14 protein-coding genes are annotated in these 14,772 nt (G+C 45.3%); all 14 read right to left on the bottom strand.

Features of this window, described 5'->3' with window-relative positions:
• Window positions 1-8: 8 nt before the first annotated feature.
• The 14 genes from AB5Y72_RS06785 to AB5Y72_RS06720 all read right to left on the bottom strand — a co-directional run bounded on the left by AB5Y72_RS06785 (window position 9) and on the right by AB5Y72_RS06720 (window position 14,723).
• Window positions 9-1,427 (bottom strand): IS66-like element ISUnCu16 family transposase, encoded by a 1,419-nt coding sequence (locus AB5Y72_RS06785; RefSeq protein ID WP_201972752.1) that lies wholly within the window; start codon window positions 1,425-1,427, stop codon window positions 9-11.
• 146 nt (window positions 1,428-1,573) lie between these two features.
• Complete coding sequence (locus AB5Y72_RS06780) at window positions 1,574-2,653, bottom strand: Wzz/FepE/Etk N-terminal domain-containing protein (protein WP_319849567.1); 1,080 nt, start codon at window positions 2,651-2,653, stop codon at window positions 1,574-1,576.
• A gap of 19 nt (window positions 2,654-2,672) precedes the next feature.
• Window positions 2,673-3,233 (bottom strand): dTDP-4-dehydrorhamnose 3,5-epimerase, encoded by a 561-nt coding sequence (gene rfbC, locus AB5Y72_RS06775; RefSeq protein WP_368198763.1) that lies wholly within the window; start codon window positions 3,231-3,233, stop codon window positions 2,673-2,675.
• 14 nt (window positions 3,234-3,247) lie between these two features.
• Window positions 3,248-4,195: a dTDP-4-dehydrorhamnose reductase gene (gene rfbD, locus AB5Y72_RS06770; RefSeq protein ID WP_368198762.1), complete on the bottom strand. Its 948-nt coding sequence runs from the start codon at window positions 4,193-4,195 to the stop codon at window positions 3,248-3,250.
• Window positions 4,182-5,234, bottom strand: a complete 1,053-nt coding sequence (wecA, locus tag AB5Y72_RS06765) for a UDP-N-acetylglucosamine--undecaprenyl-phosphate N-acetylglucosaminephosphotransferase (protein WP_368198761.1) — start codon at window positions 5,232-5,234, stop codon at window positions 4,182-4,184. The genes rfbD and wecA overlap by 14 nt, the downstream gene beginning before the upstream one ends.
• A 46-nt stretch (window positions 5,235-5,280) precedes the next feature.
• Complete coding sequence (locus tag AB5Y72_RS06760) at window positions 5,281-6,447, bottom strand: nucleotide sugar dehydrogenase (RefSeq protein WP_368198760.1); 1,167 nt, start codon at window positions 6,445-6,447, stop codon at window positions 5,281-5,283.
• A 15-nt stretch (window positions 6,448-6,462) separates the two neighbouring features.
• Complete coding sequence (locus AB5Y72_RS06755) at window positions 6,463-7,473, bottom strand: NAD-dependent epimerase (protein WP_368198759.1); 1,011 nt, start codon at window positions 7,471-7,473, stop codon at window positions 6,463-6,465.
• A 1-nt stretch (window position 7,474) separates the two neighbouring features.
• Complete coding sequence (locus AB5Y72_RS06750; RefSeq protein ID WP_368198758.1) at window positions 7,475-8,596, bottom strand: glycosyltransferase family 4 protein; 1,122 nt, start codon at window positions 8,594-8,596, stop codon at window positions 7,475-7,477.
• A gap of 40 nt (window positions 8,597-8,636) precedes the next feature.
• On the bottom strand, window positions 8,637-9,725 hold the full coding sequence (locus tag AB5Y72_RS06745; RefSeq protein ID WP_368198757.1) for a glycosyltransferase: 1,089 nt from the start codon (window positions 9,723-9,725) through the stop codon (window positions 8,637-8,639).
• Between the two features lie 8 nt (window positions 9,726-9,733).
• Window positions 9,734-10,753, bottom strand: coding sequence for an EpsG family protein (locus AB5Y72_RS06740; RefSeq protein ID WP_368198756.1), 1,020 nt, complete (start codon window positions 10,751-10,753; stop codon window positions 9,734-9,736).
• Window positions 10,750-11,826, bottom strand: a complete 1,077-nt coding sequence (locus tag AB5Y72_RS06735; protein WP_368198755.1) for a glycosyltransferase family 4 protein — start codon at window positions 11,824-11,826, stop codon at window positions 10,750-10,752. The genes AB5Y72_RS06740 and AB5Y72_RS06735 overlap by 4 nt, the downstream gene beginning before the upstream one ends.
• 34 nt (window positions 11,827-11,860) lie before the next feature.
• Window positions 11,861-12,850 (bottom strand): glycosyltransferase family 2 protein, encoded by a 990-nt coding sequence (locus tag AB5Y72_RS06730; RefSeq protein WP_368198754.1) that lies wholly within the window; start codon window positions 12,848-12,850, stop codon window positions 11,861-11,863.
• A 53-nt stretch (window positions 12,851-12,903) separates the two neighbouring features.
• Window positions 12,904-14,148 (bottom strand): flippase, encoded by a 1,245-nt coding sequence (locus tag AB5Y72_RS06725; protein WP_368198753.1) that lies wholly within the window; start codon window positions 14,146-14,148, stop codon window positions 12,904-12,906.
• Between the two features lie 428 nt (window positions 14,149-14,576).
• Window positions 14,577-14,723 (bottom strand): hypothetical protein, encoded by a 147-nt coding sequence (locus AB5Y72_RS06720; RefSeq protein ID WP_368198752.1) that lies wholly within the window; start codon window positions 14,721-14,723, stop codon window positions 14,577-14,579.
• Window positions 14,724-14,772 lie beyond the last annotated feature (49 nt).

Below are 14,772 nucleotides of genomic sequence, written 5' to 3'. Positions count from 1 at the left end.
GTAACCGTTCACCGGGAGGATGTTGACAACAACTCTTCCGGGAGCGGGTAGTCTGTTTTCTCTATGCAGGCACCGACCACGGCCCTCAGCCATTCCTGCGGACAGCGACCTAACCGCTTGGCTGTCTCTATCAAAGACAAGATGCGCTGCCGAAACAGCTCTCCCCGATGTGACCAAACGCCATAGCTCCCCTTGCGCCACAGCACATACCCGCGTAGCGCCCGTTCCGCCTCATTATTGGTCAAGGCTATCTCGTCGTTTTCCAGAAAACGCCACAGCATTTCATCATCCTTGAGCAGTAGCCGACAGCGACCTCGGTAGCGCTTGCTGCACAGCAAACTGCCTCGCCCCAGCTCTTTTCGCCAGCTTTGCCGACATCGCTCAAGCCTTCGCTGATATTGTTTCTGGCTCAACACGCCTTGTTCATAGCCATGTCGAACCCTGAATACGCTATTTGCGAGAAGCACCAGTCGGGCCCCAATGGGCTGATTGACCTTTTCGCCGCTGTCGGCAATCGCTGCCACATTGCGCAGTACATGGGCCCAGCACAGCTGACGCTGGCTGCTGTCGATGAAACGGTATCCTGCGTACTGGTCTGTCACCAACACGCCATCCAATTCTGAGCCCAGCAGCCGTTTGGCCGCATCCTGACCCCGGCCAAACGCCGTCATGAAACAGACGGCCACCTTGCTCAGTGCCAGCCACATCCAGCGCCGCTCACCACCACGCTGATGCCGTGTTTCATCGGCATGGATACAGGAGGCTGATTGCACTTGTTGTTTGATGGCCTGGTGCGTCGGGGTCAACATGGCACTGACTCGCCCTTGCGCCTCGCTGATGGCGCCGCGACTGAAGCTCAGGCCGAAGTGCTGTTTAAGCTGTTGTTGTATCTGGCTAATGCTCTGGTGAAACAGACCACTTTGCAGGGCGATGTAGCTCAGCAGGTTGGTCCCCATCTGGCTGCTGCTCACCGTCTCGGGCAACGGAGCCGGGCTGGTCTCGATGCAATGACAACAGGTGCCGCTAAAGAGCTGATGTTCGGTCACCCTGTAGCTGACCTCGGGCAGGTCAAAGACCTGATGGACGCGGTAGGGTTTGTCATGAAATACCACATTGCCCCCACAGCAGGCGCACTGTCTGGCAGGGTAATGGGGTATTACCGTCAGCCGTTCATCCGCTGGATGACGCTCACGCCGAGCGCCTTTGTGGCCCGGTTGGGCGCCGCGTTTTTTACCTGAGGCAAGGCGCGGCCGAGCAGGTGGTGGTGAGCCTGGCCCATCACTGGAAGGAGGCTTGGAGGAATTGCCGCTGTGCTGGTTGAGTCGGTCTTCTAGCTCGGCGATGCGCGCCATCAGCTTCTGAATAAGTTCATTAGCCTGCTCAAGGGTCAGCGGCGAAGCGGCCGGTGGGGTCATGGATGTGCTCATGCCCCTGATGGTGCCAAGCTGACAGGATCACGCAAGAGGCAATAGTGGATCACCGGACGATCGTCTCATTTTTTACCTGTCAACTGGTCTGGGTGAACCGTTACACAAAAAGGGGGCCGAGCCCCCTTTGATGCACTTGGCAACGATTATGCCTGTTCTGGCTCGGGCTTGCGAAACGCATGGCGCACCAGCACTATGCCCACCCCCAGCATGCCGCCGAGCAGGGTGGCCAGCACCACGACCAAGGGGCGCTTTGGCTTGTCGCGAGTCAGAGGCTCATCGGGGGCATCCAGATAAGAGAAGGGACGGAAGCTTATTCCTTCTAAAGAAATTTGTTTCAAACGTGCCATCTGTACCTTTAACTTTGGTAACTCAGGCTTATAGAGTTCAATATCAAGAGATTTGAGCAAAGCGAGTCTTTCATCCAATCCCTTAGTTCCCAGCGAGATTGAGAAACGTTCACGACTGTCGTAGTTTTCTAACGGAGCACTGACTCCTGCTGCCTTAGCAATGCTGTTGGCTAATGCCGTCTCAGAAACATCCTGTTTCAGAGCGCGCTTGGCATCTTCCTGCATCAGTACATATCGGGTAGAGATCCCCTCCAGTTGGAGCACACGCTCTTCACTGAGTCGGTGAACCACCCTCTGTTGCTGTAACTTGATGATGTAATCGATATAACCTTCTAACATTACCAAGGAGCCCTCAGCTGTAGGGGCAGAGAAGCTGATCTCAATACCCGGAACCTCCCCCTTCTTGTCTACAGGTGCGGCTGACACCAATTTGGCCCAGTCACGCAGCCAGCGCCGACGAGCCTTATCATCAAGCCCCAACTCTTCTACCTGCTCGGCAAACAGTGGGCTTGCTTTCAAATATTCCCGACGATTTTCGTAAGCATTAAATTCCTGAATAAACTCTTGGTAAAGAACCTTACCACTAGGGAACCCCTTAAGTCCCAAGGCTTCGGCTTTCATCGCAACCTTGCGCATTGGCAACAAATCTTCCGGCTTGGGAGCTGTGATCACTGCCTTGGTAGACCACTGTTCGGAGGCGAGCAATGCATAACCAACACCAACAACAGCAAACAGCACTGTGATGATAAGAATCAGCAACTTCTGCTGCCATAGTACCAGCACTAGGTCGCGTAGATCGACTTCATCACTGGAGGAAGCTTGCCAGCCTTGTGGCAGGCTGGCACCAGATTTGGGGGTTATCTCTTTATTGGTCATAACAGCTGTCATTTCCTAATCAGTTTGGAGAGTTAATAAAAGGGGCCTGACGATCCTTGTCAGACAAGATCAAGGGGATATGTTCCATAAGCGGCCACACAATAGCCAACTCGGGGTCAGCCCAATGGAGCGTCCGCTCATATTCAGGACTGTAATAATCAGTGCACTTGTAAAGCACTGTCGCCATCTCGCTCAACACATAGAAACCGTGCGCAAAGCCGGGGGGGATCCAGAGCGACATGGGCGAATCGGCATTGAGGTGTAGCCCCACCCATTGACCATAGGTAGGACTGCTCCGACGCAAATCCACCGCCACATCGAAGATGGTGCCAGAAATGACCTGCACCAACTTGCCCTGTGGTCGTTCAATCTGGTAGTGCAGACCTCGCAGTGTACCTTGGCGGGAGCAGCTCAAGTTATCCTGCACGAAATTCACATCACCACGATCACCTCGATTCCGACAACAATGAGCGACAAACTCCTGCTGACGAAATAGCTCCATAAAGCTGCCACGCTCGTCGGCATATTGCCGATGCTTGATTAACACCACATCGGGAATGGCCAGAGAAATAAATTCCATCGAACTGACTCTGTTTATTGACTCATCTGGTTGCCGTATCGCCCTGTCACGCCCAGAAGCTGATGCAGCGTCTCTTCAACCCCCTCACGCCAGTGAGGCAGATCGAGACCGAAAGTACTCCGAAACCTGGCCGTATCGAGGCGTGAGTTCAGTGGTCGCCTGGCTGCGGTGGGATAGGCGTGAGTCGGCACGGCATTGAGTTCCCTTATCTTGAGCTCTCCCCCCCCTTTTCTCGCCTCGGCAAAGATAAAGCGGGCATAGTCGTACCAACTGGTCTCCCCTATCGCCGTCACATGATAGAGCCCGCATGACACCGGATTGGCCAGCGTTTGCTCAATTGCACTCAAAGTAACTCTAGCCAGCATGGCAGCCGAAGTGGGCGCTCCGATCTGATCGCAGACCACGGAGAGAGAAGCCCGCTCCTGCCCCAAGTGCAGCATGGTTTTCACAAAATTGTGTCGATAGGGGCTGTGCAACCAGCTGGTACGCAGGATCAGATGGTGGCAACCGCTGGCCTGAATGGCCTGTTCTCCTTGCCACTTGCTCAATCCATAGACATTAAGAGGATTCGGTCTGTCTTCTTCCCGCCAAGGCCTGTCGCCGCCGCCATCGAAGACATAATCGGTGGAAAAATGGACCAACAGGGCTCCAAGCCGCCTTGAGACTTCAGCCAATGCCGCCAGCGCTTGCGTATTGATTTGATAGGCCAGCGCAGGCTCAGTTTCCGCCTGATCGACCTGGGTATAAGCAGCGGCGTTGATGATCACCCGTGGTCGTAGTCGCTCAACCAAAGCAACCAATCGCTCAGGTTGTAAATAATCACCCTCTGTCCGCAAAGGTACTGACAATGGAACGGATCCTAATTGCTGGCGTATTGCCCATCCGAGCTGACCATTACCTCCCAACAACACCAAGGGTTGCGGTTTGACAATAAAATGGGCACGTAATTCAACGAGACCCATTGATAGTCTTAGGCCTTAGTTTTGCCAGAATACGCCATATATTATTCAGCAACTGGTAATAGAAGAAAAATACCAGAATAAATATCATCAAGCTAATCCATTCAGGCACGCCACCATATTCAAGCATAATGCCCGTAATAGCCAGTAAGGCCGCAATGCCACAGATCACCGCCAGCGCCTGATGGGATGAGAGCCCCGCTCGCAGGCAAATATGATGCAGATGCTCGCGGTCAGGTTTAAAGGGGGAAACACCCTTGCGAATACGCCGCACCATAATACACGTCATATCCATTAGAGGGATGGCAATCAGCCAAAGCGCAGTAACAGGGTTCATTTGTGCCTTTGGTCCTTGGGTTCCTTGCAACAATACCCAGATCACGGTAAAGCCGATCAGCATGCTGCCCGCATCACCCATAAAGACCTTCTTGCGTCCCCCAAAGGGGAAGCCTAGGTTCAGACAGATATAGGGAACTACCACGATCATCATCAACAGACAGAAACGAGCCAACGGTAGTTGCCCATCAGCATAGTGAATATAAGATAGACCGCCGAAGGTAACCATTGTCAATCCCCCTAGTAGCCCATCAATACCGTCTACCATATTAAAGGCATTAATAGCCCCAAGAACAGCAAATACAGTAACGATGTAACCCAGTGGCCCTAAGGTCAGTTCATAGCCTAATAGCAGTTGTCCAAGATTTTTTAGCGAGAGTCCCGCCCCAAAAATCATTGCACAAGAGATCAATATCTGCACAACCAAGCGTATCCGATAATCAACATCATATTTATCGTCGATAGCCCCCATAATGACCAACACCGATGAGCACAACACATAAATATCAGGACTGACTATCAAATTAGGCTTAACCCATAATACTAACATCAGACTCAAATAAATAGAAACTCCCCCCACAAGCGGAACTAGTCCCTGATGATGCTTACGTTCATTTGGACGATCAACCAGATTTATTTTTTTGGCTACTTTTCTTGCAAAAAACAAAATGAAGAAGGCCACTATAAAAAAGCTAATATACTCCATTGAATACACCAATGCATAGTTTAAGAGTAAAAAACATAAATATATACTAATCGCTACCGAACAAATCGCGAGTATATATCTTATCTATTACATCTGATAATTCTGCGACCATGCGATTGGTCAGAATCACATCGCAACTTGCTTTGAATTCTGACAAATCAGTTATTACCTTAGAATGGAAAAATTCTTTCTCGGCAAGTGTAGGTTCATAGATCACGACTTCGATTCCTTTTGCCTTAATCCGCTTCATTACCCCCTGAATAGCTGAGGCACGGAAATTATCGGAGCCCGCTTTCATTACCAGACGGTAAATGCCAACACATTTTGGTTTTTTACGGATAACGGAATCGGCAATAAAATCCTTGCGTGTGGTGTTGGAGTCCACAATGGCGCGGATCAGGTTATTGGGGACATTATTGTAGTTGGCCAGCAATTGCTTGGTGTCTTTCGGCAAGCAATAGCCACCATAACCGAAGGAGGGGTTATTATAGTGACTGCCAATACGCGGATCGAGGCCGATGCCATCAATCACCTGCCGACTGTCCAGCCCGTGCAGTTGTGCATAGGTATCGAGCTCGTTGAAAAATGCCACCCGCATCGCAAGATAGGTATTGGCAAACAGCTTGATCGCCTCTGCTTCTGTGCTGTCAGTGAAAAGCACCGGCACATCTTGCTTGATGGCGCCTTCCAGTAGCAGGTTGGCAAACAGCTGTGCCCGCTCGGACCGCTCACCCACCACAATACGAGACGGGTGCAGGTTGTCGTAAAGGGCACGACCTTCACGCAAAAACTCCGGCGAGAAAATAAGATTGTCACACCCCAACTCTTCACGCAGCCGAGCAGTAAAGCCCACCGGAATCGTCGATTTGATCACCATGACTGCATCAGGATTGATGGCCATCACGTCCTTGACCACAGACTCCACGGTACTGGTATCAAAATAGTTGGTCTCAGTATCGTAATCGGTGGGGGTAGCGATAATGACAAACTCTGCCCCCTGATAAGCCTCGGCTTTATCCAGGGTTGCCCGCAGATTCAGATCGTGACTGGCCAGATAGCTTTCAATCTCTTTATCGACGATGGGGGAGCGGCTCTGATTGATCAGCTCGACCTTGCTGGCAATCACATCGACTGCCACCACCTCATGGTGTTGCGCCAGCAATACCGCATTGGAAAGACCCACATATCCCGTACCACAAATAGCAATTTTCACAACTGACCTCGCTTACTACTGCACTTTATAATACTGCTTGTACCAGTCGACAAAGGCTTGCACACCCTGCTCAACCGACATAGCTGGTCGATACCCGGTTGTTTTGAACAGAGCGTCAGTATCGGCCCAGGTTGCATATACATCACCGTTCTGCATCGGCATCATATTCTTTATCGCTTCTATGTCGAGTGCTTTTTCAAGCGCATCAATAAAATCCATCAATTTTACCGGGCTGCCATTACCGATATTGTAGATACGATAAGGGGCACTGCTGTCTGCGGGTGAACCTTGCTCTGATTGCCAGTCAGGATTGGCAACCGGTACCACATCGGCAATGCGCAAGATACCCTCAACAATATCGTCGATATAGGTAAAGTCACGGCTCAGCTGGCCATTGTTATACACATCGATAGGCTGCCCAGCTAACATGGCCTTGGTGAATTTGAACAGCGCCATGTCTGGGCGTCCCCATGGTCCATAGACGGTGAAAAAGCGCAGACCTGTGGTTGGAATGCCGTACAGATGGGAATAAGTGTGTGCCATCAGCTCATTGGCCTTTTTCGAGGCGGCATAGAGTGAGACTGGATGATCGACGGCATCTTGGGTGGCAAACGGCATTTTGCCGTTCATGCCATACACAGAACTGGAAGAAGCATAAACCAGATGTTTGACACCGTTATGACGACACCCTTCGAGAATGGCAAGGTGACCCACCAGATTGCTGTCTGCATAGGCAAACGGATTCTCAAGGGAGTAACGCACACCGGCCTGCGCAGCCAGATGAATAACCCGTTCAAATTGCTCCTTGGCAAACAATTCGGCCATGCCTGCCCGATCGGCCAGATCAAGTTTGCGAAAATCAAAATTGGCTTCACCCGCCAGCCGGGCGAGACGGCTCTCTTTTAACGAGACTTCGTAATAATCATTAAGATTATCGATACCGATAACAGTATGACCTTGCTGACAAAGATGCTGACTAACAGCACTACCAATAAATCCAGCGGCACCCGTGACTAAATATTTCATGTTACGACTCCGATAACACATGTTGATACTGCTCAAGAACCAAAGACTCACTAAAATGACGTACCATAAAGTTACGACTAGCGAGCCCCATTTCCTGACGTTCTCTAATGTCAAGTTCAACTATTTTTTTCATCGCATCAAACAGTGCAACACTACTACGTGGTGAAATCAAATATCCATTCACCCCATCAATGACAGTTTCACGACAACCAACAGAATCGGTAGTGATCAGTGGCAAACCACAACTACCAGCTTCCAACAATGAGCGCGGTACACCTTCACGATAATAGCTTGGCAAGATAAAGCAATCGGCATTATGCAAAGCGGCCACTACATTATCTGTGGTACCTAAATACTCAATAGTACCATTGTGACACGCTTCATCAAGTTCAACTTTTGGTAACTCTGCTGCTGTACCTCCATATTTACCCAACACTTGAAAGATACAATACGGGTAGATGGCTTTGAGTTGACTGGCTGCGCTAATATATTCCCGAATGCCCTTTTCGAGTAAAAGTCTGGCAGAGAACAAAAATACAAAGGACAGCTGGGTAGAACTTGCAACTTCAAGTGACTTTGCTTGTTGGTAGGTAAAACGATGAACATTAACACCAGAGCCAGGCAGCACACTATTGCGTGTTTTTTTTAACAGACCTTTTTCAATAAAAAGGGCCTGATCATCTTTATTTTGAAAAAAAACATGTTGGGATTGACTTAAACAAACTCGATAAAGTAATTGCATTAAGTTTTGCAGTAAACCAGAACTGGAAAAGGTACGACCGAGCCCAGCAATATTGTTGATCACTTTGCAACCCAGAAGACCTGCAATAAAACCGCCATAGATATTCGGTTTGGCAGTAAAACCTAAATAGTAATCAGGTTTTATTCTATTAATAAGCTTACGATAGGCTAACAGTGTAACAATATCTTTAAATGGCGCAATGGAGCTAGAAGCCATTCTGATATCATGCACTACGAAACCTAATTTACGCAGTTTTTCACTATATTGATCTTTTGGGGCGATAATTTCGACTTGATAATTTTTAGCCAGAAAACGAACAAGTTCAAGACGAAAATTAAATATACTCCAACTGGTGTTGGACGAAATGACTATTTTTTTCAAAATAAACTCTTAAAATATAAAGTTATAAATGTGGCGAGAATTAATTGACGTACAATTCAAGCCATTTGTTAGTAACAGCTTCTATTGAAAACTTTTGTAATACACGTTCACGAGCTAGTTTACCCTGGGACTTAGCGGTTACAGTAGAGAAGGCGAGCCCATTGCATAATCCACGTGACAACGCAGCACTATCTTTAGGCGGAACAAGGATGCCGCATTCTCCCAGCACTTCTTTTACGCCGCCGCAATCCGTGGCCACCACAATACGTTCACAGGCCATGGCTTCGGCAACTACCAAACCAAAACCCTCCCATGCTGATGACAGAACAAATAAATCAGCAGCACACATCCACTCATGTACATTCCGTTGCAGCCCTAAAAAATGCACCCTAGATGCAAGGTCTAATTCTGCTACCAAGGCTTCAATCTTGGCTTGCTGTTCACCGGTACCAATAATGGCCAATTGTGCATGATTTAAATCCATAGGTAACAGACTAAAGGCATTTAACAAGTTGGGGTAATCTTTAGCATCTGTCAAACGACCAACAGCAAAAATTAGTGGAGTATCATCAGCTATTTTTAACTGCTTGCGCTTAGTGATACGACATTTTGAATTGAAAGTGAAACGAGTAGTGTCGATACCATTATGCATAGAGATTATTCGTTCTGCGGGTGCGGCACCACGTTTTACCGATATATCTACTGCATCTTGACTCACATTGGTGCTGATATCGCATAAACGATCAGTCAAACGATAAGCCAGCATTCGCAACCAGCCACCTTCATTAGAACTATGCGCTGTACAAATGAGTTTTTTAATCGGTGCAGTTAAACGTAGCAAACGGGCGAATATATTGGCATGCACCATATGGCTATGTACCACATCGGGCTTAAATTGCTTTATTAACTGCCGAGCTTGCCAATAGGCTTTAATAAATCCAAACGGGGTTTTAGCCATATTAAGCTCTACGACGTCAATCTTGGCAGATAGCGGGCGGTTAACCGTTTCACCAGTCATCGAGATTAAAAATACTTCATGGCCTTTAGCGACAAATTGATCGGATAAATCACACACTTGCCGTTCCGCCCCGCCCATACCAAGTCCGGTGATGATTAATGAAACTTTCATTTTATACCTTAATAACCGCCGAATAAATATTGAACACCCTGTACCGAGAGGCTATTGCTTTCTACAGCGCCCTTAAATATTAAAGAATTAACAAGAACAAATCCAGCTAATAAAAAAATTGCCCTTGCATTACCAAACATGCACATCAAACATATTATCAGAGGAAGAAATGAAGTAATTAATCGGCCTGCGAATGGGCTAAAAAAGTACATACCAACATATACAGAAATGCCAACTAATGCTACTACATAAAAACCATCCTCTGTATGTACTTTTTTTCTTTGCGAAAGTGTCACCAATAGTACAGACACATACAGAATAAAATTACCACCACCACCACCACCACCTACAGTATCCTGATACTCTGTCGCTTGTCTCAATGCAAGGACTTCAGCGAGTGGCATAATCAAAAAACTAACCACAGCGGAAATAAAAATAAAAAAACAGACTCGGTGTATAATATTTTTACTGATGATAGATGAGAATAATTTATCTATGGATAAAAAAGCAAACAAAATAAACGCAGATGAATGGATAAAGCCTAGTAAAAAAACCAGCAATAAAAACCATTTAGACTGCCAAAAATAAAAAATAACCCACATTAATAGTGTTGCAGTAAATGCTTGCCGAAGCACGACTAACAACATATGAAATGACTGCGGCACCAAAACCAAAGCCATAAAACCCAATGCCATTAGCAGTAAATTCCTGCTTCTAATAAAGATGAAAAAACTTACAGTGAACGCAGTAAAAGCTACAAAAAATAGCGGAACCACTTCTGCAGTAAATACAAACGTCAGCGCATTATTTAATAACAAAAACAAAGGCTCATTAGTAAATAAAGCAATGCCATCATAACGCTCCATTATGTTTAGCGAATCTTTAGCGTAAATAATGTAATTGCCTCTATCTCTAAAATATTCATTGGGCAATAATGTTAATAAAAATGCAAATGACGCTGAACAAAAAGCAAAGAAAAACATTTTTAGTATTTTAGAGGAAAAATGTGTTAAATTGATAGCACTCATAATAAATTAGACCATTTATCGATTATCACATCGACTGAAAATTCATTTCTATTTCCTTTAGAGTGTTGAGAAAATGATTTATATGTTACCTCCTCGTTAAAGCAACTTACTGCATTGCTTATTTTATCTGATAGGTCTGCCACATCCCCCGCTTCACACAACCACCCTGTTTCACCGTGTTTAATAATTTCAGCAGGTCCTGTATCACAATTAAAAGAAACAATCGGCAAGCCATAAGCTTGTGCTTCGATCAGTACCAGCGGCAATCCTTCAAAGCGCGAACTCATCACAAAAAAAGCTGCCTGTTGATAGTGGGCAGCGATATTGTTGGTTTTTGGCAACAACTCCGTGCTCGCTTCAATATTTAAATCACGGCGCAGTTGTTCGAGCATGGCTTTATCTTCACCATCACCCACGATGCGCAAGCGCCAATCGGGGTGTAACGGGGCAACCTGCGCCCAGGCTTGCAGCAATAGATCAAAGCCCTTCTGATAAGTTAGGCGACCCACAGCTAAAAATAGTTTTTCTTTTTCTGGATTAATGTTGTTAGGGAGTGCAATAGTGACCGGATTAGGAATAGCGGTAATATGTGCCTTGCAGGTGGTATTGGCAAGCCAGAGCTGTTTATCTCGCTCGGTTAAGGTAATCACATCATCAGCAAACCGTGCAGCCAATTTACGGGCTAACCGGCGGCTGGCCTTACCCAAATCGACGTGATAATTAAAATGCTCCCAGCAGATATGGCGCACGTTTAAGCCCACCACAGCAGGCAAGGCATACAGCGCCAGCATCGACTCGACATCAATTAAAATATCAATTTGGTGTTGCTGCAAATAACGGCGTAATTTTACGATCGCCTGCGGTAAACGCAGCATGCCACGGCCCGCCGTGGTAAACAGTTGACTAATATGAATGCCATCAGCTAATTCAAAAAAAGGCTCATCACCACATTGCAAACTCAACATATGTATTTGATAACCACGGCACTGTAACTCGCTGGCTATCACCGATGAAACGCGTTCGGTACCACCAGCGTTGTTTAGATTACCGATAAAAAAACAAATTCTTTTCATTTATCCCTGCCAGTCAACAAAAGAGCAAACAAGTTTAATCGTGCGTGTTTCGCATTAGCGTAAATTTAAGTCTTACTATGTAACGCATAACGATGCTAGCCAAACGGTATAGCTTTAAGTTCGCAATCATCATGCATAATTTAAAATGCAGGGGAATTTCTGCAGAAAAAACATAAGGGTTCGTATCAGGGAATAGCTGCCAAGTGTCTATTTTTACAGACTGCCACTCACCATAAATTAAGAATGTTTTTTGTTTAATTTTGAACGTAATCAAATCATTGGCAAAACAAATATCTCTATTTGACTTTAACAAGAAATCACTGACATAGCTTACAGTAGATAAAATGTCATTTCTCTTCGAACTACTCATTCCTTTCGTAATAGAGTTAGTATTCTGTTGATTATAGTTATATAAGCACCGTTCAAGATAACTGACTGTATTGGAAGCATAAAAACATTTCATTACATAAATAAAATCTTCCAAATAATTAATACTAACGATAAATGGATGATCAATTTCACCTAGCACTTTACGACTGATTAATTTATTCCATGTATAACCACGCTGCTTATCACACAATTGCTGCTTCAAACATAAACCACCTGATTTTTCAGCAGGCATATGAATATATTCAATGTTGTCTTCATATACCGCCAAATAATCACACACCACTACATCCGCATTATCTTCAATTGCCTTGGTGTACAGCGCTTCAAGCCAGTTGGGTTCGGCCCAGTCGTCGCTATCAAGGTGGATGACATAATCACCCGTCGCTAACTCCATGCCTTGAGCGCGGGTTGCAGCAACCCCCCGATTCTCGCGGCTAATTAAGGTCACCTGCCCTTGCCGCGCGGTGTAACGCGCTATCACTTGCTTGATGATATTCAGGGAGTTATCTTTCGAGCCATCGTCAATAATAATAAATTGCACATCATCAAGGGTTTGTTCCATCAAGCTGATAATGGCGCGCTCGACATATAGTTCGGTATTATACACTGGTACGATTACAGATACTTTTGGCATATTATTTAACACAATCCAAATGATAATTAACTATTTAAAAATGGAGTTCATGTTTATTTACAGAAGAATCCTTTGTGCAAACCTTTACTATACGTAAGATAAACCAATATACACATACTAACAGCTTCTACGGAGGTCACTGAAATCGCCCCCCCAATAGCACCAAACTTTGTAGCCAAGAAGAAACATAATCCAGCGTGTAAGATGCAAGTAAATATTGGCAATAACATATATTCACGACGATAGCCAAAAGGTAATAATAAATAATTAGCCATTGTAACTGACATCAACACAGTAAAAAACTGTGGGGACATTACTTTTAACACGTCAGCAGCCACAATAAATTCCTCACCCAATATAAAAGCTACAAGTTGTGGGGCAAACAGCCAAATCCCGACAATTATTGTTAGTGCGAAAAAACACTTAGCTAGAACAATCTTACGCAATAGCTGATACATCTGCACCTTGTCTACTGTGAACAAGTTATTAACCCTAGGATAAATTGCACTCCCAACAACCAAGAAAAGCCCGATGAGCGCCCCTCTTAATCTGTCAGCACTTCCATATAAACCGACTTCATAGCTATTGCTTACTAATTTTAAAATTACAGGTGTACTCATCGTATAAAGACTGATTGCCACAGTTGAAATAAACAATGGAAACGAGTCTTTTAACTGAACAATTGTGGCTGCAAAGCTAAAATTAATTTTTATAATAATACCAGAACGGTATACCAACACTTGTGATATTGTAGCCGCTAGTATGGCAACAGCCCCTTGTACAAGCATTGCTAAGTTTGCATCATCAGTTGACGTCACCAACCACAAAATCAAGGGAATCGCCATCGCCCTTGAAGTAATATTGGTTAGTGTCAACGCTGATATTTTTTCAATCCCCTGAAAAAACCATATTGGTGTAAATACTGAACCAACTATTGTAAATAAAATAAAAACCACACCATTATAATCAGGATTATTGACATTGAAAAAATAAATCACCAATACTACTGAACCACACAGGATACCAATTAAACACTTAGCCGATATTGTTGCCCAATATATTTCACTGATTGTCTTTTTATTGCCATTTGCCTGAGCTATCCGCTTAGATGCGCTGAGGTTAAAGCCAAAATCCGTTACTAATACAAAATATTGTGACAACGTCAAAATAAAGGCATAGACGCCAAATTGACTAACACCAAGTACACGGGTCAAGTAAGGGAATGTCATCAAGGGGATAAGGTAATTCGCACCTTGCATAAATAACAAAAGCAGAATATTTTTTCTTAAGAGAGACATTGATTTTTAGCACCAACCTATATTAAAAACAGCAATATAATTTTAGCTAGGTCTATATTTTCACATTAAACATCATTCCATTCCGTTAATTAAAAGTATCCATTACGTCAAAATCAGGATATCTAAGCAATAACTATTCCTATTTTGATGATACGCACCACTTTGTAAGTTCCCTAAAAATCTTGATTATCTACATATAACTTTACAGTTTTACACACACCGGATTGGCACCTTTTATTCGTCCGCTAATCCAGCATATGGTTCATCTTAAAAAACATCAAAGTGTTGTTAGCGAGAGTATTAACTTCTTTTTACTCGGCCAGAATCAGAGGATGGCGCCTTTATCCCTTTCACCCACCGCCCCAACTTCCATGCATGTGACAAGCAGAAGGAATAAGCAACAAACAGCAACAGATAAAGTGCAATCATCAGCCATTCAGGCAGTTGGACTTGTTCGGAAAAATACCGAAGAAGACGATGCCCAGATTGGCCACCACGATCAATAGCAGGGCCTCGCGGGAGGTAAAGCAGGCATGAAGCTGAATATGGTGCAGGTGATTGCGATCGGGGCACAAGGGATCGTGCCTTTACAAGAGCCTCCCCACCATTCCCATCAGAGGCAAA

The organism is Aeromonas sp. R7-4, from assembly GCF_040908055.1.
In the GTDB taxonomy this organism is placed as follows: Bacteria; Pseudomonadota; Gammaproteobacteria; order Enterobacterales; family Aeromonadaceae; genus Aeromonas; species Aeromonas sanarellii.
This window is presented reverse-complemented; position numbering and strand designations above follow the sequence as displayed.

Coding starts and splice junctions, on each gene's coding strand:
- AB5Y72_RS06785 (WP_201972752.1), bottom strand. CDS start 1,427: ATGAGCACATCCATGACCCCACCGGCCGCTTCGCCGCTGACCCTTGAG.
- AB5Y72_RS06780 (WP_319849567.1), bottom strand. CDS start 2,653: ATGACCAATAAAGAGATAACCCCCAAATCTGGTGCCAGCCTGCCACAA.
- rfbC (WP_368198763.1), bottom strand. CDS start 3,233: ATGGAATTTATTTCTCTGGCCATTCCCGATGTGGTGTTAATCAAGCAT.
- rfbD (WP_368198762.1), bottom strand. CDS start 4,195: ATGGGTCTCGTTGAATTACGTGCCCATTTTATTGTCAAACCGCAACCC.
- wecA (WP_368198761.1), bottom strand. CDS start 5,234: ATGGAGTATATTAGCTTTTTTATAGTGGCCTTCTTCATTTTGTTTTTT.
- AB5Y72_RS06755 (WP_368198759.1), bottom strand. CDS start 7,473: ATGAAATATTTAGTCACGGGTGCCGCTGGATTTATTGGTAGTGCTGTT.
- AB5Y72_RS06745 (WP_368198757.1), bottom strand. CDS start 9,725: ATGAAAGTTTCATTAATCATCACCGGACTTGGTATGGGCGGGGCGGAA.
- AB5Y72_RS06740 (WP_368198756.1), bottom strand. CDS start 10,753: ATGAGTGCTATCAATTTAACACATTTTTCCTCTAAAATACTAAAAATG.
- AB5Y72_RS06735 (WP_368198755.1), bottom strand. CDS start 11,826: ATGAAAAGAATTTGTTTTTTTATCGGTAATCTAAACAACGCTGGTGGT.
- AB5Y72_RS06730 (WP_368198754.1), bottom strand. CDS start 12,850: ATGCCAAAAGTATCTGTAATCGTACCAGTGTATAATACCGAACTATAT.
- AB5Y72_RS06725 (WP_368198753.1), bottom strand. CDS start 14,148: ATGTCTCTCTTAAGAAAAAATATTCTGCTTTTGTTATTTATGCAAGGT.